We start from the raw sequence: 17840 nt of genomic DNA, 5'->3' as shown, positions 1-17840 counted from the left end.
GGCTCCCTGCCGCATGCGCCGCGCCGGGCGCCAGCAGTCCGCTCGCGAGGACCGCGCGCCGCGTCGTCCCCATCGTCTCAGCCTGCCTTGTAGTAGTCGAGATACCAGTCGACGAAGCGGGAGACGCCCTCCTCGACCAGGACCTTGGGAGCATAGCCGAGGGCTGAGCGGGTGTCGGTGATGTCGGCCTCGGTGCGGGCCACGTCGCCGGGCTGCATGGGCATCAGGTTGAGCTTGGCCTTGCGGCCGAGCTTCTCCTCCAGGACCTGGATATAGCGCATCAGCTCGACGCGGTGGCTGTTGCCGATGTTGAGGATGCGCCAGGGGGCGACGCCGCTGGTGGCGGGATCGGGGGCCATCGGGTCCCACGCCGGGTTGACGGCGGCGGGGCGGTCGAGGGCGGCGAGCACGCCTTCGACGATGTCGTCGACGAAGGTGAAGTCGCGCTGCATCCTGCCCTCGCCATAGACGTCGATCGGCTGGTCCTTGAGGATGGCGTCGGTGAACTTGAACAGCGCCATGTCCGGTCGACCCCAGGGGCCGTAGACGGTGAAGAACCGCAGGCCCGTGCAGGGGATGCCGAACAGGTGGGCGTAGGAATGCGCCATGGACTCATTGGCGAGCTTGGTGGCGGCATAGAGGGTGATGGGATGGTGCACCGGATCATGCACCGAGAAGGGCAGCTTGCCATTGGCCCCGAACACCGAGCTGGTCGAGGCATAGACCAGATGGGCCGGCTGCGCAGCGCGGCAGCCCTCCAGGATGTTGGCGAAGCCGGTCAGGTTGGAATCCACATAGGCCGCCGGATGTTCCAGGCTGTAGCGGACCCCGGCCTGGGCGGCGAGATTGACCACCCCGTGGGGCTTTGTCTCGGCGAACAGGGCGGCGACCGCCTCGCGGTCCTCCAGATTGATCTTGGCATGGCGATAGCCGGGCAGGGCCTCGAGCCGCGCCAGCCGCGCCTGCTTGAGGGTCGGGTCATAGTAGGGATTGAGGTTGTCGAGCCCGATCACCCGGTCGCCCCGGGCCAGCAGCCGATGGGCGAGGTGCGAACCGATAAAGCCGGCTGAGCCGGTGACGAGGATGTCTGCCATGATATCGTGAGCCTAGCGGCTCGGTCAGCCGTTGGCGACCACGCGCAGGGCTGGGGCCGCGCCGGGCCGCTCGCCGCGGATCTGGGCGACCAGGTCGAACAGGGCGCGCCGCACGTCCTCGACATCGCCCTTGTCAGCCAGAACCTCGAGATCCTGGAGGTGGTTGGCGGTGACCCGCAGGGCGGAGGAGGACACCACTTCCATCACCTTGGGCGCGCAGGGGATCGAACGCTCGGTCTCGTCCAGCAGGGCTTCGGTGAGCTTCTCGCCAGGACGCAGGCCGGTGATCTCGATCTCGATGTCCTTGCCGGCCGTGCGGCCAGAGAGCGCGATCATCTGGCGGGCCAGATCCATGATCCGCACCGGCTCACCCATTTCCAGCAGGAAGAGGCGGGCGTGATGGCTGTCGGCGCCCTCGGCGCAGGTGGCCGTGGCGTGCAGCACCAGCTGGGTCGCCTCGGGAATGGTCATGAAGAACCGCGCCATCTCCTCATGGGTGACGGTGACCGGGCCGCCGCGATCGATCTGTGACTTGAAGATCGGCACCACGGAGCCGGCCGAGCCCAGCACATTGCCGAACCGCACGGCCGAGAAGCGGGTGCCCTGGCCGGTCTGCTGGGCCTGGATCACCGATTCCGCCAGGCGCTTGGTGGCGCCCATGACATTGGACGGATCGACCGCCTTGTCTGTGGAGATCAGCACCATCTGGGCCGCACCGCTGGCGCGCGCCGCCTCGGCCACGTTCCAGGTGCCGATGACATTGGTCAGCACACCCTCGCTGGGATGGCGCTCGACCATCGAGACGTGCTTGAGCGCGGCAGCGTGGAACACCAGGTCCGGCTTTTCGGACAGGAAACAGGCCTTGACGCGATTGGTGTTGCGCACGTCGACCAAGGCCGCCTTGCGCGACAGGCTGGGGCAGGTCTCGCCCATCTCGCGGTCGATCTCGAACAGTGAGGTCTCGGAGAAGTCCAGCATGGTGATGTGGGCGGCCTGGAAGGCGGCGACCTGACGGCAGAGCTCGGCCCCGATGGAGCCGCCCGCGCCGGTGATCAGCACCCGTCGGCCGCGGATCAGGGCCTGGACGGCCGCGCGGTCCAGCTCGATCGGCTCGCGGGCCAGCAACTCCTCGACGCTGATGTCGCGCATCGGCAGCAGCGAGACGCCTTCGTGCTGGGAGAGTTCGACGATGGAGGGCAGGCGCAGCAAGCGGATGCCGTCGTTCTTCAGTCGGCCCAACTGGTCTGCGGTGAGACCCTTCAGCCGGCCCGGCTCGTCCAGGAACAGGATGGCGCGGGGATAGCGGTTCCAGCGGCGGAGATCGGCCAGGGCGGCGTCCAGGTTCTCGATGCTCTCGATGATGCAGACGCCGCGCACCTGCTGGCCGACGTCGCGGGCTTCGGGGCCGACTATGCCAACGGCGGTCCAGGCGTGATCATGGCGACGCGCGACATCGCGCAGATAGGTGTCAGCCAGCGCCGTCGGACCGATCAACAGCAAGGAGGGCGCCTGGGCGGCCCGGTCCCGGATCGACTTCAGCGGGGCGAAGCTGTCCAGGGCGTGCTCGTGCAGGGCGCGCCGCGCGATGCGGGCCCCCATGGAGCCGACCATCTGGAAGATCGGCGACAGGGCCAGGACGGAACGCGCCAGGCCGCTGGCCCGGTCGATGACGAACACCGCCAGCAGGAAGACCCCGGCGGTCAGCATGGCCGTGCGGGCCAGGACCAGGGCGTCGGGAATGGAGACGTAGCGCCAAGGCGACAGCTCGCGGCGGAACATGAAGGAGAACAGAGCGGCCAGGGCCGCGTAGATCGCGGTCAGCTGCAACAGGCTGAGGCTCGACAGGCCGCTGGAATCCAGCCCAAGCGCCCGGGTGGCCGACAGCATGTAGGCGAGCAGGAAAGCCCCGGCGGCGATCAGAGTATCGGCGAGAACCGTCTGAGCACGGTTGGCCATCTGCTCCATGATACGCGCTCCGCTCAGGACAACCGAAGGGGCACCATAGACCCGCGACAGCGACCGTCCAATGAAACTCCGAACCACCCGAGAAACGTCGCGGCTCACCCCGCTCCAGCGCCATGCGCGAAAGCCTAAGCCGCCGGACCCTAGTCCAGGGGCGCGGTCGTGAAAACAGAAAAGCCGCCCTCCGGATCGGAAGGCGGCTCTCCTAAAAAGCGAGTACTTAAAAGATCTTAGAAGGTCGCCTTGACGCTCAGCGCCACGCGGCCGTCATAGATCGAGCCGAAGCCGTGCTCGTCGGTGTCCCAATAACGCAGGTCCAGGCCAACGTGGCTGGTCAGGGCGTAGCCGACGCCGAGGTTCCAGGTGTTGTAGTCGCCGTTGTAGTCGACGTCCTGGTGGCCGATCGCGCCGCTCAGCGACCACTTGTCGTCAACCGGCACGGAGCCGTTGATTTCCACATAGGTGGCCGCGCCGGACTTGAACGGGAATTCCGGCGAATAGTACACGGCGCCGCCGATCGTGCCCTTGCCGACCGGAACCGAGCCGGCGACCTTCACTTCGTAATAGGCTTCGTCCGTGCCCGAGGGCTTGTTGGCGTAGCCGTAGTAGATGACGCCCAGGTCCATGGCGACGGGACCGACGGTCGGCTTGTAGCCGGCGTACAGGTCATATTCCATGGTGGTGCCGTTGTTGAAGTCGACGTTCGACAGCCAGGTGCCGGCGTACAGCTTGCCGGCGGTCAGGTCGGCGCCGCCGAACACTTGGCCGCCGCCGTCCGTTTGGCTGATGCCACGGAACATGTAGTCCGAGGCCGCGCCGATGTTGAAGGCGACGGTCGGGCTGTCATCAGCCAGAGCGGCGCCGCCCATGGCGACGGTAGCCGTCGCGGCGAGCAGTGCGATCTTGAGAGTTTTCATTTCGTTTTATCCCCTTGTCTCCGACTAAGCTTAGCCCAGTCGGCTCAAACCATCGCTAATCGGGTTGGAGTCGAGCAATGCGCAGGCCGCACATGCTTTCCAACAGCCCTGCGGTGGCTAAAATTTGAGCGCTCTGTGGTTGAAGTGCTCTAATTGTAGGCGCTCAGCATCTGCAGAACAGCCGCCGTGCGCCATTCGCAAATATGTCTCGGAGGATAAATGAGGTGTTAAGGCCTAGCGCATCCCTAGTGGGGCGTAGCCCAGGTGTGTCCCAGCATCCACAAGTAGCGTCTCGCCGGTGATGTGCCGGGAGGTTGGGGAGGCCAGGAACACCGCCGAGGCGGCCACATCCTCCGCCGTGGACGCCGCCTTCAGCGGGGTCGAGGCGGCCGTCGCTTCCCGCATCCGGTCGACGCGCTCCTGCGGCATGCCCTTGCCGAACCACGGGGTGTCGATGAAGCCCGGACACACCGCATTGACCCGGATCTTCGGGGCGAGCCCGCGGGCCAGCGACAGGGTCATGGTGGTGAGCGCCCCCTTGGAGGCGGCATAAGGCACAGACGAGCCAATGCCCATGACCCCGGCGATCGAAGAGGTGTTGACCACCGCGCCCGGGCGAGGCCCTGCCTCCAGCAATGACCGCGCGGCGCGGATCATCTGGAAGGCGCCGATCACGTTCACGGCGTAGAGGTTCTGGAAGTCCTCGGCCGAGATCGCGTCCATGTCCCCGTGGTTGGGCGCGAACTTGGTGATCCCGGCGTTGTTGAACAGGGCGTCGATCCGGCCAAAGGGCTCGGCCGCGGCGGCGATCCGGCGGCAATCGGCGTCCAGGGCGACGTCTCCCTGGACCAGAACGGCCTTGGCGCCCTTGGCCTCCACCAGGCGGGCGGTCTCCTGGGCTTCCTCGGCGCTGCGCGCGTAATTGATGATCACCGCCTCGGCGCCCCGGTCAGCCACCTCCACGGCCATCGCGCGGCCCAGGCCGGTGGAAGCGCCGGTCACCAGCACCACGAAGCCGTCGAAATCCTTGCCGCTCATCGCCAGTCCCTCCCGGACATCTGTGTCTTGGCCCAGGCCTAGCGCCATCCGACCTCTATCGGAAGCCCGTTGGGCCGGGGGAGGCGCGGTTGCCCGCCGCCTTCCGCGAGGGTAAAGCGCGGCATGGACGAAACCCATCTCACCCAGCTTGGCCAGGAGGCCCGCGGATTCGCCAGCCCCGAGGAAGCGGTTCTCGAGCGCGTGCCGAATCCGCAGAAGGACGTGCTCTATCTCGCCCGGTTCACCGCCCCGGAGTTCACCTCCCTGTGCCCGGTCACCAGCCAGCCCGACTTCGCCCACCTGGTCATCGACTATGCTCCAGGCGATTGGCTGATCGAGTCGAAATCGCTGAAGCTCTATCTCGGCGCCTTCCGCAATCACGGGGCCTTTCATGAGGACTGCACCGTGGCGATCGGCCGGCGTATCGTTGAGGTCGCCCAGCCCCGCTGGTTGCGCATCGGCGGCTATTGGTACCCTCGGGGCGGCATTCCCATAGATGTGTTCTGGCAAACCGGCCCCACGCCTGAGGGGCTCTGGGTTCCGGACCAGGGCGTGGCGACTTACCGCGGGCGCGGGTGAAAGAGTAATCGGCCGTGTTTAGGCCTGTTCAATTCAGGTCTAGGTTTGGCTGGACTTGACCAATTCAGTATTTTTCAGAATCGCGACCCGCTGGCATCTGCCCGACAGCGCGCGCCGCGCGGCCGCCGCGTTGGGATTTGTGCGGTGTCGACTAGCCGACTTCCTCGAAATGGGGTAAAGAGACGACGCCCAACTCTCCTCGGGCGTGTCACACTTCAGGCCGGATGGCGGAAACGCTGTCCGGCCGTTGTGTTTTCAGGCCCTTGCAGGCTTCTTGCGGACCCGGATCAGGGCCGCCAATGTCGGGTCAGGGCTGTGGGATCGGGCCGTTCCCGCTCCAGCGGCGCGTCCTTCACCGTGCCCATGAAGATGAAGCCCGCCACCCGTTCGTCGGGCGCCAGGCCCAGCAAGGCGCGCGCCTCGGCGTCATATGAATACCAGTCGGTGATCCAGTTCGCGCCATAGCCCATGGCCTGGGTCGCGTAGAGCAGGGTGGTGCAGACCGCGCCGGCCGAGAGCAACTGCTCCCACTCGGGAATCTCGCCGGCCACGACCCGTGAGATCACCGCCACGCCCAGCGGCGGGACCTTGAGCTTGCCAAGCTTGGCCGAGGCCCGTGCGTCGCCGCGCGACTGGGCCAGCGCCTCCAGGCGGGCGGCGAAGACAGCCTTGTCGGGGCCTTCGAGAATCACGAACCTCCAGGGGGCGAGCTTGCCGTGATCGGGAACCCGCGCGGCCAGCCGCAGCAGGTCGGCCAGCTCCCCGGCGTTGGGCGCCGGCTCGGACAGGGCCACGGCCGAGGCGGAGCGGCGGGTCGCCAGGAAGTCCAGCACCTGGGGATGTGGCGCGATCTCGACGGGCGCGCCGAAGGCGGGCGCGGCGGGGAGAGAAGGGGGCATAGGCGAGCGCCTCGTTAGCAAAGCCGACAGGCGGCTTGTGTAGGGGTTCGCCAACCGGTTTCGCAAGGCGAGGGCAGCATATGGCGACGAAACCCGACTGGCTGACCTCGCACGGCGCGCCGTGGGTCCGCGGTCCCGCACGGCTGGTCTATGACAATCCCTGGATCTCGGTGACCGAGTTCGACGCCACAGCTCCCACCGGCCGGCCAGCGCTCTATGGACTGGTGGGCTTCAAGAACCATGCGATGGCGATCCTGCCGATCCACGACGACGGCTCGGTCACCCTGGTCGGCCAGAACCGCTTCGCCTTCGCCGACTACAGCTGGGAGATCCCGGAAGGCGGCGGGCCGCTCGAGGACGACCTGCTGGGGAGCGCCCAGCGCGAGCTGCGTGAGGAGACCGGTCTGGTCGCCGCCGAATGGCGCGAGGTCATGCGGATGCAGCTGTCCAACTCGGTGACCAACGAACTGGCGGTCTGCTACCTGGCCACCGGCCTCAGCCAGGCCGACCTGGTCCCGGAGGGCGACGGCACCGAAGACATCGCCATCGCCCGGGTTCCGTTCCGCGCGGCGCTCGACGCCGCCATGGCCGGATGGATTCTTGACGCCCTGACAGTGGCGATGCTGCTGCGGGGCTACCATATGGCTCGGGAAGGGTCTTTGCCGAGCCATCTGGCGCAGGCCATGTTAGGATAGGGGAGACGTCATGGGACGGGAGGAGCCTTTGAGCCAGCGCCTGGAAGTCATCGACCCCACCGCGCCGCCGCCGGTGTGGGCGGCCCTGCGCAACGAAGCCGAACGCGCCGCCAAGACCGAGCCTGGTCTGGGCTCTCTGCTCAACGCCGTCATCCTGGCGCACGAGAACCTGGGCGCGGCCCTGTCCTATCAGCTGGCCCGCAAGATGGGCGATCAGGAGCTGCGGGCCATGAGCCTGCGCGAGATCGCCGACCAGGCCTATCGCGCTGATCCGCACCTGGTGGAGATCGCCGAGGCCGACCTGAGGGCGGTGTTCGAGCGCGACCCGGCCTGCAAGGGCTATGTCCAACCCTTCCTGTTCTTCAAGGGCTTCCTGGCCCTGCAGACCCAGCGCGTCGCCCACTGGCTGTGGCATGAAGGCCGCGAGACCATGGCCTTCTATCTGCAGAGCCGGATGTCGGAGGTGTTCCAGGTGGATATCCACCCGGCGACCAAGATCGGCTCGGGCGTGTTCATCGACCACGGCACCGGCATCGTCATCGGCGAGACTGCGGTGATCGGCGACGACTGCTCCATCCTGCAGGACGTGACCCTGGGCGGGACCGGCGCCGAGCGCGGCGATCGCCACCCGAAGATCGGCAAGGGCGTCCTGCTGGGCGCCGGCGCCAAGGTGTTGGGCAATATCCACATCGGCGACTACGCCAAGATCGCGTCCGGCTCCGTGGTGCTGAAGCCGGTTCCGGCCGGCTGCACGGCGGCTGGCGTGCCGGCTCGGCTGATGAACTGCCCGACCTGCGACGAACCGGCCCGCAGCATGGATCACACCCTGGTCGACGCGGTCTACGACTACGTCATCTGAGATCGGACCTGTAAGACCGGATCCGGTGGGCGGATTCGCCCCCAGACCTCGCCCGGGCGTCCCCAGCTTTGGGGGCTGCGAGGTTTTGTTCGCTTCGGAAGCCATGTAGGGTCCGGCCCTGTTGAATCGCCGAGGAGCGTGCACGTGGACGAGAGAACCATCCGCAAGATCGAGGGCCACCTGCGCGGGACCTTCGCCAATGCGCGGATCACCCTGGTCCCTCGCCCCAAGCAGAAGGATTCCGCCGAGGTCTATGTCGGCGAGGAGTTCATCGGCGTGGTCTTCGAGGACGAGGACGAGGACGGCTCCTTCATGTTCGAAATGGCCATACTGGCGGAAGATCTGCCCTGACGCCTCGGCCTGCCGGGAGTGCGCCGAACCGGCCGCTCCCGACGGGCTGAAACGCCTTCCGCGCAACCCCGACTTGGCGAACAGGCGGTTTGGAGGCTAGACGGTCTGTAACAGGCCGTGGGGGGCGGCGCAGAACATGGCCTCACGGCAGGACATCGCGAACCGCATACCCATCACCGGGGCCCTGATGCTGGCCACGCTGATGAACACGCTGGACTCCACCATCGCCAATGTCGCCTTGCCCCACATCCAGGGCAGCGTCTCGGCCGCCCAGGACCAGATCACCTGGGTCCTGACCTCCTACATCATCGCCGCCGCGATCATGACGCCGCTCTCGGGCTGGCTGTCGCAGAGGTTCGGCCGCAAGCAACTGTTCCTGATCTCGATCGGCGGCTTCACCCTGACCTCGGTGCTGTGCGGCATGGCCACCAGCCTGCCGGAGATCGTGATCTTCCGCCTGTTGCAGGGGATCGCCGGCGCCTCGCTGATGCCGCTGTCCCAGGCCGTCATGCTGGACCTCTATCCACCGCAGATGGTGCCCCGGGTGATGAGCCTGTGGAGCGCGGCGGTCATTCTGGGGCCCATCGCCGGCCCGACCCTGGGCGGCTGGCTGACCGAAAGCCTGTCCTGGCGCTGGGTGTTCTTCATCAATGTGCCGATCGGCATCCTGGCCTTCGCCGGCATTCAGCTGTTCATGGCCCATGACGAGGGAGGCCGGCAAAGACCCTTCGATTTCATAGGCTTCGGCGGTCTGGTGCTGTTCATCGCCGCCTTCCAGCTGATGATCGACCGAGGCCCCGGCCACGACTGGTTCGATTCCCCCGAGATCTGGATCGAGGGCGGCCTGGCGCTGTCGGGCCTGTGGGTCTTCCTGATGCAGACCATCGCTGCGGAGCATCCGTTCTTCCACCGCGATCTGGCCCGCGACAGCAACTTCGTCTCGACCACCGTCTTCAGCCTGGGGGTCGGGGTGCTGCTGTTCTCGACCAGCGCGCTGATTCCCTCGTTCATGCAGAACCTGCTGGGCTATTCGGCCCTGCAGGCCGGGACGGCCAGCATGACGCGAGGCGTCGGCTCGCTGATGGCCTTCCTGGCCGTGCCCTTCCTGATCCGCCGGTTCGGGCCCAAGCCGGTGCTGATGGTGGGCATAGCGCTGAGCGCCCTGGCGCTGGGGCAGATGGCGACCTTCGACCTGTCGATGACCGCCTTGCCGGTCATGCAGTCCGGCTTCCTGCAAGGGATCGGCACCGGCCTGCTGTTCGCGCCCCTGAACACCCTGGCCTATGCGACGCTCGCGCCCTCGCACCGGGTGGAGGGCACCATCGTGGCGACCATGATGCGCAGCCTGGGCTCCAGCGCCGGCATCTCGCTGGTCCAGGCGGCCCTGATCAATCGCGCGGTGGTCGGACACGCCCATATCGCCGAGCGGATATCGGCCTCTGATCCGGTGGTCCGCGCCGCCTTGCCGGCCGGCATGAACCTCGACAGCTATGCGGGCCTCGCGGCGCTGAATGGCGAGATCACCCGCCAAGGCAGCATGGCGGCCTATAACACCGTGTTCGCCTGGCTGGCGCTGGGCACTCTCGTCCTGGCGCCCCTGATCCTGTTCTTGAAGACGCCGCCGCCCTTGCCGCCGATGCAGAGCGGCGCACCGCCGATGGCCGCCGCCGCCGCCCACGACTGAACGGGCTCGCCCCCCGTCCCGGCTGACGGGGCAGGGGGCGGCCCTTCGGGTCAGAGAACGCCCAGCATCTCCGCGACCAGGGGGTGGCGGACAATGTCGCGGTCGGCCAGGCGGACCACGGCGATATTGCCGACCGCCTCCAGCTTGGTCGCCACCGGGCCCAGGCCCGACAGTTCCGGCAGCAGGTCGGACTGATTGGGATCGCCGGTCACCACCATGGTCGAGTGCCAGCCCAGGCGGGTCAGCAGCATCTTGAGCTGCACATAGGTGCAGTTCTGCGCCTCGTCGATCACCACGAAGGCGTTGTTCAGGGTGCGGCCGCGCATGAAGCCGACCGGGGCGATCTCGATGGCGCCCTCGGCCATCAGGGCCCGGACCCGCTTCATCGACAGCCGGTCGGAGAGCGCGTCATAGAGCGGGCGCAGATAGGGGGCCAGCTTGTCCTCCATCTCGCCGGGCAGGAAGCCGATGGATTCGCCGGCTTCGACCGCCGGCCGTGACAGGACGATACGGCCGACCCGGCCGGATTCCAGGGCCTCGACGGCCTTGGCGATGGCCAGATAGGTCTTGCCCGTGCCGGCCGGGCCGAGCGCCATGACCAGGTTCTTCTCGTCGATCGCCGCCATCAGGGCCTCCTGGCCCGGCGACTTGGCCTTGATGGTCTTCAGATAGCCCTGCTCGCGGTCCTCATTGAAGTTCGCCGCGCTGTGGGCCATCGGCGACCAGGCCCGGTCGACCGGCAGACGGCGAATTTTTCCGTCATCCTCGAACTGGCTCACGTCGAACGCGCCTTCGCGCAGTTGCCGCTTCATGGCTCGCTTGGTCATCGGGGCCTCCACATGGGCATGAAAAAAGGGCGTATCCGCAATGGATCGCCCTTCGAGGTCGACTGAAATGGATGAATCGGAGCGGCGTCGCGCGACGCCTGGCGGCTCGCTTTCCGTTCGCAAACCTGGCGGGGGACCCCGCCGAAGCAAAGTACGCGACACCCTCGTCTCCGTCCTGCGGGACGCCGCCCACCGAAAATCGGCGGCGGCTGGATCGAGAGGGGATGTCCCTCTCGAATCGCCCGACTAAGATCATCCTAACGAGGTTAATGCCGGTTTAATCAAGCCGGTTCGTGCAAGAAACGGGGTGTGCGGATGAGTGTCTATAACTTGGGCGATGTCGGTCCCGTTCTTCCGGGTGAGGACGAATACTGGATCGCACCGAACGCCGCCGTGATGGGAAACGTTATCCTGAAGAAGAACGCATCCATTTGGTTTGGCGCGACTCTCCGCGGAGACAATGATGCGATCACGATTGGTGAAAACTCCAATGTGCAGGACGGATCTGTACTTCACACCGACACGGGCTATCCCCTGACTCTCGGCTCGAATGTGACCATCGGCCACATGGTGATGCTGCACGGCTGCACGATCGGCGACAACACCCTGATCGGGATCGGATCGATCGTGCTGAACGGCGCGAAAATCGGGAAGAACTGCCTGATCGGCGCCAATTGCCTGATCACCGAGGGCAAGGAGATTCCCGACAATTCCCTGGTCATGGGCGCGCCGGGCAAGGTGGTGCGCGAACTGTCCGAGGGCCAGGCGAAGATGATGGCCGCCGGCGCCCACCACTATGTGGAGAACTGGAAGCGCTACCGCGTCGGGCTGAGGGCGATCTGAACGTCCGCCGGCCAGCCGGGCGGAAATTCGTACAGCAGATGAAGTGGTATAGGCGGCCCCCCCTTTTTTTCGAGGAAGGTCGAGCTAAGTGCTCGGATTCACGATGAAACAAGAACGCCAGACGATATGTTCCTTTTTTGTTCTTGTCAATTCGAAGCGCGGTTCGGGTTGAAGTCCGAGCGACCGAACAGCCATCGCCTCCCGCCACCGAGAGGGTTAGGGTGGGCTCATGGATGAAGATGACCGGGTTGAAGTCTACGGGCGCCAGCGCGAGGCGGCGCTGGATGTGATCAGCGACATCGACGAGGGCCACGTCGAGCACTTCGACGTGTCGCCCGACGGCGAGCGCGTCAGCATCACCCATGAGTGGCGGGCGCAGAAGGTCGGCGAGGTCGAACTGCTCGACCGGATGATCTCGGCCTGGAAGCAACTCAACGCCTAGGCTCGGTCGGCCAAAGACGCCCGCTTGACGGACGCAACGGCGCCCGGCGAGGCTCCGCGCCATAAAACTCAGGGAGGTCCGCCGATGGCGTACGAATTCATCAAGGTCGAACGCGAAGGACCGGTCACGGTCATCACCCTGAACCGGCCGGAGGTGATGAACGCGCTGCATTCCCCGGCGCACTTCGAGCTGCATGAGGCCTTCGACGCCTTCGCCGCCGATCCGGAACAGTGGGTCGGCATCGTCACCGGGGCCGGCGAGCGGGCCTTCTCGGCCGGCAATGACCTGAAGCACCAGGCCGGCGGCGGCGGCATGTCCAGCCCGCCCTCGGGTTTCGCGGGCCTGACCTCGCGCTTCGACCTCAACAAGCCGCTGATCGCGGCGGTCAACGGCATCGCCATGGGCGGCGGGTTCGAGATCGCTCTGGCCTGTGACCTGATCGTTGCCGCCGAGGGCGCGATCTTCGCCCTGCCGGAACCGCGCGTCGGCCTGGCGGCCCTGGCCGGCGGCCTGCACCGCCTGCCGCGCATGATCGGCCAGAAGCAGGCCATGGGCATGATCCTGACCGGCCGGCGCGTCACCGCCGCCGAGGGCCAGACCCTGGGCTTCGTCAATGAGGTGGTCCCGGCCGCCGAGCTGCTCACCGCCGCCAGGCGCTGGGCCGCCCAGATCTGCGAGCTGTCGCCGATGTCGATCCGCGCCTCGAAGGAGGCCGTCTACAAGGGGCTGGACGAGGCTACCTTGGAAGACGCCATCAAGGGCCAGATGAAGTACCCGGCCATCGGCGCCCTGTTCCGCTCGGAAGACTTCAAGGAAGGCCCCATGGCCTTCGCCCAAAAGCGCGCGCCCGCCTGGAAGGGCCGCTAGGGGACTGAGGGCGTCGCCGCCGTTCCGGTTCTGGAAGGGCGGCGGCGCATCCCCTGGGGGACAGCGCAAGGCGGCGTCAGGTCCGCCCTCCGCTTGCGGCGGCGCGGGCCGCGCCGATCTCGGCGATCCAGCCCTGGAGGGGCTCGAGCCCCTCGCGCCTCAGGCTATAGACGCGGTGGCGCCCCTCGACCTCGACATCGACCAGCAGGGCGTCTCTCAGCACGCGCAGGTGATGTGACACCGCCGACCGACTGACCGGGACCCCCTTGGCCAGGTTCGTGACATTCGAGGGCCGCCGCGACAGGCGTTGGTAGATCAGCCGCCGGATGGGGTCGCCCAGCGCGTCGAGGATCGCGGGTCCGGTCGCGCCGCTTTGCATCGTGACATGTGAGTTTGAATTCACAGACTTGGCAAGTCTCGCGCAATGGACCTCCAATCGCGCCAACCTGGAGGACGACATGATCACCGGAGCGCACATCGTCATCTATTCGAAGGACGCGGAGGCCGACCGCGCCCTGCTGAAGGACGTGCTCGAATTTCCCTATGTCGATGTCGGCCATGACTGGCTGATCTTCCGCCTGCCGCCTGCGGAGGCGGCGGTTCATCCCTCTGATGAGAACGACCGGCACGAACTATTCCTGATGTGCGACGACGTCGAGGGCGCGGTGAGAAAGCTGAAGGCGCGGGGCGTGCCGTGCGATCCTTTCAGCACCCAGAGGTGGGGGCAGGCGACGCGCATCCGCCTCCCGGGGGGCGGATCCCTGGGCCTCTATGAGCCGCGTCACGCCAGACCCTAGAGCCGGGCCGGAGCCTTGACCCTGGCGCTGGCGGGGCCACCGCGACCGCCCCGGCGGACATTGACCGGGCCGCCGGTTTGCCGCATCCCCGAACCATGACCGAGCTGAACCGCCTCAAGGGCCCCATGTCCGCCCCGGCCAGCGGCCGCGATCCCCAGTCCTTGGTGATCCTGCTGCACGGCTATGGCTCGAACGGCGACGACCTGATGGGGCTCGTGCCCTATTGGCGCGCCAGCCTGCCCGACACCGTGTTCATGGCGCCCAACGCCCCGGAGATCTGTCCGGGCGCGCCCGGCGGCTATCAGTGGTGGTCGCTGACCGACCTGGGGCGGGAAAGCCGCGCCGCCGGCGTGCGACAGGCCGCGCCGCTGGTGAACGCCTTCATCGACATGCACCGCACGGCCTGTGACCTGCCGAACAGCAAGGTGGCGCTGGTCGGGTTCAGCCAGGGGACCATGATGGCCCTGCATGTGGCGCCGCGCCGGGCCGAAGCCCTGGCCGGCGTCGTCGGCTATTCCGGCATGCTGGCCGACGCAGAGGCCCTGCAGGCCGAGGTGAAGACCCGGCCGCCCCTGCTGCTGGTCCACGGCGACGCCGACCAGATGGTGCCCTTCGCCGCCATGGGCCAGGCGGAGGTCGAGTTCAAAGCCCTGGGGTTCGAGATCGCCACCCATGCCTCGCGCGGCCTGGGCCACAGCATCGACGAGGCGGGGCTGAGGCTGGGCGGAGACTTCCTGGCGCGGGTGTTGAGCCCGGTGGGGTAGGGCTCAGGCTCGGCCGCATCCCCGGCCGGGTGTTGACTCAAACCGGTTCCAGCTCCTTCGGCGCTGAAACCGTACGCTTGGTGGTCTGGGCCTTGGGCTTGGGCAGCAGGCGGAAGCGCGTCTGGCACCAGGCGAAATCGATCCCGATGTCCAGCAGGGCGTCGGCCCGTCCGCAGGGGCAGGCGAATTCCATGATTCCAATGACGCGATAGGTCTCCCCGGCGACCAGGGGCACCGGCCGTCCCGTGCCGTGGTTCGGGGCGACATTGACGCAAATGACCAAGTCACCGGGCCCGACCGCGTCGCTCATGGCTTCCGTCCTCTGTGCTCGAGAGGAATATTAGGCGCAGGCCGGCAACGGGCAAGGGCTTCCGATTGCGGCTAGACGGCGTTGGCCCAGGCGATCGCATCCGCCCCGGCCGGGAGGCGCATGGGGCAGGACGGATCGGTCGCCGCGCGCCACACGGCTTCGGCCACGTCCCGCGCATGGGTGATGTCGCCGCCAGACTGCTGAACCTGGGCGAACACACCGGCCGCCACGGCGGCATAGGCCTCAGGAACCGACATGCCCATGCGGGCGCGGGCGTTTTCGCCGAAGGCGGTGTCGGGCGCGCGACCCGGAATCACGATCCGCATCCGCACACCGAAGGGCTCCAGCTCCAGCGCCACCGACTCGGTGAAGGCGTTCACCGCCGCCTTGCTGGCCGTATAGACGGACAGCAGGTGCAGGGGGCGCAGGGTCACGGCCGAGGTCACATTGATCACCACGCCGGCGCGCCGCTCCCGCATCTGCGGCAGCACGGCCTTGGTCATGGCGATGACACCCAAGGTGTTGGTCTCGAACACATCGCGGACCTGCGCCATTGAAACCCCCTCCGCCGCGTTGAGCAGGCCGACTCCGGCGTTGTTGACCAGGACGTCGATCGGGCCCGCCGCCTTCACGGCGTGGGCGATGCTGTCCGCATCCGCGACGTCTAGGGGCAGGATGCGCAGCCGAGCGGAGGGCGGCAGCAGGTCTTCGCGGGGGGTGCGCATCGTAGCGATGACGGTCCAGTCGCGACCGAGGAAGTAGCGGGCCGTCTCCAGGCCGAAGCCGGACGAGCAGCCGGTGATGAGGATGGTGTTCATGAGAGCTCCTGTGGCGATGACGCACAGCTAGGCCCGCCCGGCCGGACCTGCTACAATCATGCGTCCAGAAATCATTGGCCAAAGTCCGAAATGCCCGATCCGCTCGCCCAGGTCGTCGGTCTGCTGCAGCCGAGCGCGTCGTTCTCCAAGCTGGTCATCGCCTCGGGCGCCTGGGCGGTGCGTCGCTCGGAGGTTGGCCGCCCCTTCTATTGCGCCGTGCTGGAAGGCGCGTGCCGCTTGTCGATCGCTGGGCGGGCGCCGGTTATCCTCGAACAGGGCGACTTCGCCCTGGTGCCCGCAGCCTATGAATTCGCGACCTCCAGCCTGGAGCCGCCGCTGCCGGGCGCGCCGCTGCAACGGGTCGAGACAAGCCCTGGCGTGTTCCGGCTGGGGGATCCCGACGAGGCGCCCACCGTGCGGATGCTGGTCGGTCACTGCGCCTTCGTCGCGGACGACGCCAAGCTCATCGTGTCCCTGCTGCCGCAATTCGTGCACGTGCGCGGGGAAGCCCGGCTGACCCTTCTCGTGGAACAGGTGAACGGCGAGACGCGCGCCAATCGGCCGGGGCGAGAGGTGGTGCTGGCGCGCCTGCTGGAGGTGCTGCTGATCGAGGCGCTGCGCTCAGCCCCAGGCCCTGCGGCGGCGCCGGGACTGCTGCGCGGGCTCGCTGATGATCATGTCGCCGCCGCTTTGCGGGTGATGCACGACCGGCCGACCCATAGCTGGACCGTGGCGGAGTTAGCGCGGGAAGCGGCGCTCTCGCGCTCGACGTTTTTTGAGCGCTTCCGGCGCGAGGTGGGCGTCGCCCCGATGGAATACCTGCTGGGTTGGCGCATGGCGCTGGCCAAGACCTTGCTGCTTCGGGAGAAGGGCGGGGTGGCCAAGGTCGCCGGACAGGTGGGCTATAGCTCGGCCAGCACCTTCAGCGTCGCCTTTACGCGCTACGTCGGCGTGCCTCCCATTCAATATGCGCGTGCGCCGCAGGCTGAATGAGCCGCATTGCGCTGTCCGAGGGTCAGGGTTGTGGGCCGGCCCCCGGTCGCACTCCCCAGTGCTACTCGTCCCCGAACTGCGCCCGCGTCACGACCAGCTTCCCAGCCTCGACGTCGGCGACCTTGACCCCCGGCGCGGCCTCAGCCGTCGCGCTGGCCATCCAGGCGTCCATGATCATGTCGCGCAGTTCGTTGGAGCCGGCGGCGAGGCGGGCCAGGACGAAGGCGCGGCTCTGCGGGGTCACGGCCTTGCCGAAGCCGTCGGCGGCTTCGAGGTCGTAGAGGGCGATCACCTGGGCGCGGGAGGCGTCCAGATAGGCGGTGGTGCGGGCGCCGATGGCGCAGGCGCAGTCGCGGTAGGGCTTGAGCAGCGGGGCGACCTGGGCGCGGTCGAGATTGGCTTTCACGAAGATCGCCTCGAACCGCCAGTGCAGGTCCTTGGCGTTGGAGTAGCCCTTGGGATTGGGGCCGCCGCCCCAGCCGACATAGTGGGTGCTGACATGCATGGGGTTGGCGGCGTCGCCGACATAATGGCTCCAGACGCCGAGGTCGCGGATCGTCAGCGCCTCGCGGCGCCGCAGGTCCTGGACGAACCAGGCGCGGTCGGCGGGGGACTTGGCGGTCCTGGCGCCGACGCGCTCCACCCGCCACAGGGCGAAGTCGCGGACCAGCTGCTGCCAGCCGTCGTTGATGGCGTAGGGCAGGTAGCCGGCCTGATACTGGTCCGCGCCCTGGACTCGCAGGCCGGTGTCGAAGGCCTCGCGGGTGGGCGGCAGGGCCGCGAAGGGCGTGACGCCCAGGACCAGGCCCGCGTCATCCACATGGATGTAGTGGCCGGGGTCGCGCTCGGCGTCGTGGGCCTGGCCGGAGGCGCGCCAGCGGTCCGGCTCGCGGCTGATCACCGCCATGTCCTCGGCGGCCTGGGGCGTGCGCAGGAAGCCGGGCAGGGCGGGGGGCAGGCGTTCAATCGCCAGGCCGGTGATCCACTCATGGCCCCGGGTTCCCCAGGCCTGGGCCGAGGTGGCGGCCGCCAGGCCGAGGCCGGCGATGATCGTGGCGACGATCTGGGCGATGAGCGGGCGGCGGGACATGGGCGCGGTCT

21 protein-coding genes are annotated in these 17840 nt (G+C 67.5%); 11 read left to right on the top strand and 10 right to left on the bottom strand.

What is annotated here, in order from left to right; translation table 11 throughout:
* Window positions 1–77 precede the first annotated feature (77 nt).
* The 4 genes from Q7P21_RS11825 to Q7P21_RS11810 form a co-directional block, all read right to left on the bottom strand.
* Window positions 78–1094 (bottom strand): NAD-dependent epimerase, encoded by a 1017-nt coding sequence (locus Q7P21_RS11825; RefSeq protein WP_304177222.1) that lies wholly within the window; start codon window positions 1092–1094, stop codon window positions 78–80.
* Between the two features lie 24 nt (window positions 1095–1118).
* Complete coding sequence (locus Q7P21_RS11820) at window positions 1119–3059, bottom strand: nucleoside-diphosphate sugar epimerase/dehydratase (protein WP_304177221.1); 1941 nt, start codon at window positions 3057–3059, stop codon at window positions 1119–1121.
* 227 nt (window positions 3060–3286) lie between these two features.
* Window positions 3287–3973: a TorF family putative porin gene (locus Q7P21_RS11815; protein WP_304166190.1), complete on the bottom strand. Its 687-nt coding sequence runs from the start codon at window positions 3971–3973 to the stop codon at window positions 3287–3289.
* Window positions 3974–4207: 234 nt separating this feature from the next.
* Window positions 4208–5059 carry an SDR family NAD(P)-dependent oxidoreductase gene (locus Q7P21_RS11810; RefSeq protein ID WP_304166192.1) on the bottom strand — a complete coding sequence of 284 codons (852 nt, stop codon included), beginning with the start codon at window positions 5057–5059 and terminating at the stop codon, window positions 4208–4210.
* Window positions 5060–5134: 75 nt separating this feature from the next.
* Between Q7P21_RS11810 and queF the strand changes: the two genes are divergently transcribed.
* Entirely contained in the window at window positions 5135–5590 is a 456-nt protein-coding gene (gene queF / locus Q7P21_RS11805) for a preQ(1) synthase (RefSeq protein WP_304166194.1), read from the top strand.
* Window positions 5591–5877: 287 nt separating this feature from the next.
* On the opposite strand, the gene Q7P21_RS11800 is transcribed toward queF, so the two are convergent.
* Window positions 5878–6489 carry a nitroreductase gene (locus Q7P21_RS11800; protein WP_304166196.1) on the bottom strand — a complete coding sequence of 204 codons (612 nt, stop codon included), beginning with the start codon at window positions 6487–6489 and terminating at the stop codon, window positions 5878–5880.
* Window positions 6490–6569: 80 nt separating this feature from the next.
* Between Q7P21_RS11800 and Q7P21_RS11795 the strand changes: the two genes are divergently transcribed.
* From Q7P21_RS11795 to Q7P21_RS11780, 4 genes are all read left to right on the top strand, one after another.
* Window positions 6570–7184 carry an NUDIX hydrolase gene (locus tag Q7P21_RS11795; RefSeq protein WP_304166199.1) on the top strand — a complete coding sequence of 205 codons (615 nt, stop codon included), beginning with the start codon at window positions 6570–6572 and terminating at the stop codon, window positions 7182–7184.
* Between the two features lie 28 nt (window positions 7185–7212).
* Entirely contained in the window at window positions 7213–8043 is an 831-nt protein-coding gene (gene cysE / locus Q7P21_RS11790) for a serine O-acetyltransferase (RefSeq protein ID WP_304166201.1), read from the top strand.
* Between the two features lie 144 nt (window positions 8044–8187).
* Window positions 8188–8394: a DUF3126 family protein gene (locus Q7P21_RS11785; protein ID WP_304166204.1), complete on the top strand. Its 207-nt coding sequence runs from the start codon at window positions 8188–8190 to the stop codon at window positions 8392–8394.
* 136 nt (window positions 8395–8530) lie between these two features.
* The gene (locus Q7P21_RS11780) at window positions 8531–10078 is read left to right on the top strand and encodes a DHA2 family efflux MFS transporter permease subunit (RefSeq protein WP_304177219.1); all 1548 of its coding nucleotides are present in this window, start codon (window positions 8531–8533) and stop codon (window positions 10076–10078) included.
* A 50-nt stretch (window positions 10079–10128) separates the two neighbouring features.
* Here the strand turns inward: Q7P21_RS11780 and Q7P21_RS11775 are convergent, their stop codons facing one another.
* The gene (locus Q7P21_RS11775) at window positions 10129–10917 is read right to left on the bottom strand and encodes a PhoH family protein (RefSeq protein ID WP_304166211.1); all 789 of its coding nucleotides are present in this window, start codon (window positions 10915–10917) and stop codon (window positions 10129–10131) included.
* Between the two features lie 303 nt (window positions 10918–11220).
* Between Q7P21_RS11775 and Q7P21_RS11770 the strand changes: the two genes are divergently transcribed.
* From Q7P21_RS11770 to Q7P21_RS11760, 3 genes are all read left to right on the top strand, one after another.
* The gene (locus Q7P21_RS11770; RefSeq protein ID WP_304177217.1) at window positions 11221–11748 is read left to right on the top strand and encodes a gamma carbonic anhydrase family protein; all 528 of its coding nucleotides are present in this window, start codon (window positions 11221–11223) and stop codon (window positions 11746–11748) included.
* A gap of 229 nt (window positions 11749–11977) precedes the next feature.
* Window positions 11978–12190, top strand: coding sequence for a hypothetical protein (locus Q7P21_RS11765; RefSeq protein WP_304166217.1), 213 nt, complete (start codon window positions 11978–11980; stop codon window positions 12188–12190).
* Between the two features lie 84 nt (window positions 12191–12274).
* Window positions 12275–13057: an enoyl-CoA hydratase-related protein gene (locus tag Q7P21_RS11760; protein ID WP_304166220.1), complete on the top strand. Its 783-nt coding sequence runs from the start codon at window positions 12275–12277 to the stop codon at window positions 13055–13057.
* 76 nt (window positions 13058–13133) lie between these two features.
* Here Q7P21_RS11760 and Q7P21_RS11755 read toward each other — a convergent pair whose 3' ends face one another.
* Window positions 13134–13436, bottom strand: coding sequence for a helix-turn-helix transcriptional regulator (locus Q7P21_RS11755; RefSeq protein WP_304166223.1), 303 nt, complete (start codon window positions 13434–13436; stop codon window positions 13134–13136).
* Between the two features lie 79 nt (window positions 13437–13515).
* Here Q7P21_RS11755 and Q7P21_RS11750 point away from each other — a divergent pair, with 79 nt between their 5' ends.
* Both Q7P21_RS11750 and Q7P21_RS11745 read left to right on the top strand, forming a co-directional pair.
* Complete coding sequence (locus Q7P21_RS11750; RefSeq protein ID WP_304166226.1) at window positions 13516–13854, top strand: VOC family protein; 339 nt, start codon at window positions 13516–13518, stop codon at window positions 13852–13854.
* 95 nt (window positions 13855–13949) lie between these two features.
* Window positions 13950–14618, top strand: coding sequence for an alpha/beta hydrolase (locus tag Q7P21_RS11745; RefSeq protein ID WP_304177215.1), 669 nt, complete (start codon window positions 13950–13952; stop codon window positions 14616–14618).
* Window positions 14619–14655: 37 nt separating this feature from the next.
* Here Q7P21_RS11745 and Q7P21_RS11740 read toward each other — a convergent pair whose 3' ends face one another.
* The gene (locus Q7P21_RS11740) at window positions 14656–14928 is read right to left on the bottom strand and encodes a hypothetical protein (protein ID WP_304166232.1); all 273 of its coding nucleotides are present in this window, start codon (window positions 14926–14928) and stop codon (window positions 14656–14658) included.
* 71 nt (window positions 14929–14999) lie between these two features.
* Entirely contained in the window at window positions 15000–15746 is a 747-nt protein-coding gene (locus Q7P21_RS11735) for an SDR family oxidoreductase (protein WP_304166235.1), read from the bottom strand.
* A gap of 90 nt (window positions 15747–15836) precedes the next feature.
* On the opposite strand from Q7P21_RS11735, the gene Q7P21_RS11730 reads away from it, so the two are divergent.
* On the top strand, window positions 15837–16739 hold the full coding sequence (locus Q7P21_RS11730; RefSeq protein ID WP_304177213.1) for an AraC family transcriptional regulator: 903 nt from the start codon (window positions 15837–15839) through the stop codon (window positions 16737–16739).
* A gap of 61 nt (window positions 16740–16800) precedes the next feature.
* Here the strand turns inward: Q7P21_RS11730 and Q7P21_RS11725 are convergent.
* The coding region (locus Q7P21_RS11725) for a S1/P1 Nuclease (protein WP_304177212.1) at window positions 16801–17840 on the bottom strand (1040 nt) is incomplete at its 5' end.

Origin of the sequence: Phenylobacterium aquaticum, from assembly GCF_947378715.1 — a bacterium.
Taxonomy (GTDB): Bacteria; Pseudomonadota; Alphaproteobacteria; order Caulobacterales; family Caulobacteraceae; genus Phenylobacterium; species Phenylobacterium aquaticum_A.
Note: the sequence above shows the minus strand (reverse complement) of the source record. Positions and strands in the feature narration are given on the sequence as shown.

Bases quoted from the DNA above. Each gene is read 5' to 3' on its own strand.
- Q7P21_RS11820 (WP_304177221.1), bottom strand. From the start codon at position 3,059: ATGGAGCAGATGGCCAACCGTGCTCAGACGGTTCTCGCCGATACTCTG.
- Q7P21_RS11735 (WP_304166235.1), bottom strand. From the start codon at position 15,746: ATGAACACCATCCTCATCACCGGCTGCTCGTCCGGCTTCGGCCTGGAG.
- queF (WP_304166194.1), top strand. From the start codon at position 5,135: ATGGACGAAACCCATCTCACCCAGCTTGGCCAGGAGGCCCGCGGATTC.
- Q7P21_RS11770 (WP_304177217.1), top strand. From the start codon at position 11,221: ATGAGTGTCTATAACTTGGGCGATGTCGGTCCCGTTCTTCCGGGTGAG.
- Q7P21_RS11745 (WP_304177215.1), top strand. From the start codon at position 13,950: ATGACCGAGCTGAACCGCCTCAAGGGCCCCATGTCCGCCCCGGCCAGC.
- Q7P21_RS11730 (WP_304177213.1), top strand. From the start codon at position 15,837: ATGCCCGATCCGCTCGCCCAGGTCGTCGGTCTGCTGCAGCCGAGCGCG.
- Q7P21_RS11760 (WP_304166220.1), top strand. From the start codon at position 12,275: ATGGCGTACGAATTCATCAAGGTCGAACGCGAAGGACCGGTCACGGTC.
- Q7P21_RS11755 (WP_304166223.1), bottom strand. From the start codon at position 13,436: ATGCAAAGCGGCGCGACCGGACCCGCGATCCTCGACGCGCTGGGCGAC.
- Q7P21_RS11800 (WP_304166196.1), bottom strand. From the start codon at position 6,489: ATGCCCCCTTCTCTCCCCGCCGCGCCCGCCTTCGGCGCGCCCGTCGAG.
- Q7P21_RS11810 (WP_304166192.1), bottom strand. From the start codon at position 5,059: ATGGCGCTAGGCCTGGGCCAAGACACAGATGTCCGGGAGGGACTGGCG.
- Q7P21_RS11765 (WP_304166217.1), top strand. From the start codon at position 11,978: ATGGATGAAGATGACCGGGTTGAAGTCTACGGGCGCCAGCGCGAGGCG.
- Q7P21_RS11750 (WP_304166226.1), top strand. From the start codon at position 13,516: ATGATCACCGGAGCGCACATCGTCATCTATTCGAAGGACGCGGAGGCC.
- Q7P21_RS11815 (WP_304166190.1), bottom strand. From the start codon at position 3,973: ATGAAAACTCTCAAGATCGCACTGCTCGCCGCGACGGCTACCGTCGCC.
- Q7P21_RS11740 (WP_304166232.1), bottom strand. From the start codon at position 14,928: ATGAGCGACGCGGTCGGGCCCGGTGACTTGGTCATTTGCGTCAATGTC.
- Q7P21_RS11825 (WP_304177222.1), bottom strand. From the start codon at position 1,094: ATGGCAGACATCCTCGTCACCGGCTCAGCCGGCTTTATCGGTTCGCAC.
- Q7P21_RS11795 (WP_304166199.1), top strand. From the start codon at position 6,570: ATGGCGACGAAACCCGACTGGCTGACCTCGCACGGCGCGCCGTGGGTC.
- Q7P21_RS11780 (WP_304177219.1), top strand. From the start codon at position 8,531: ATGGCCTCACGGCAGGACATCGCGAACCGCATACCCATCACCGGGGCC.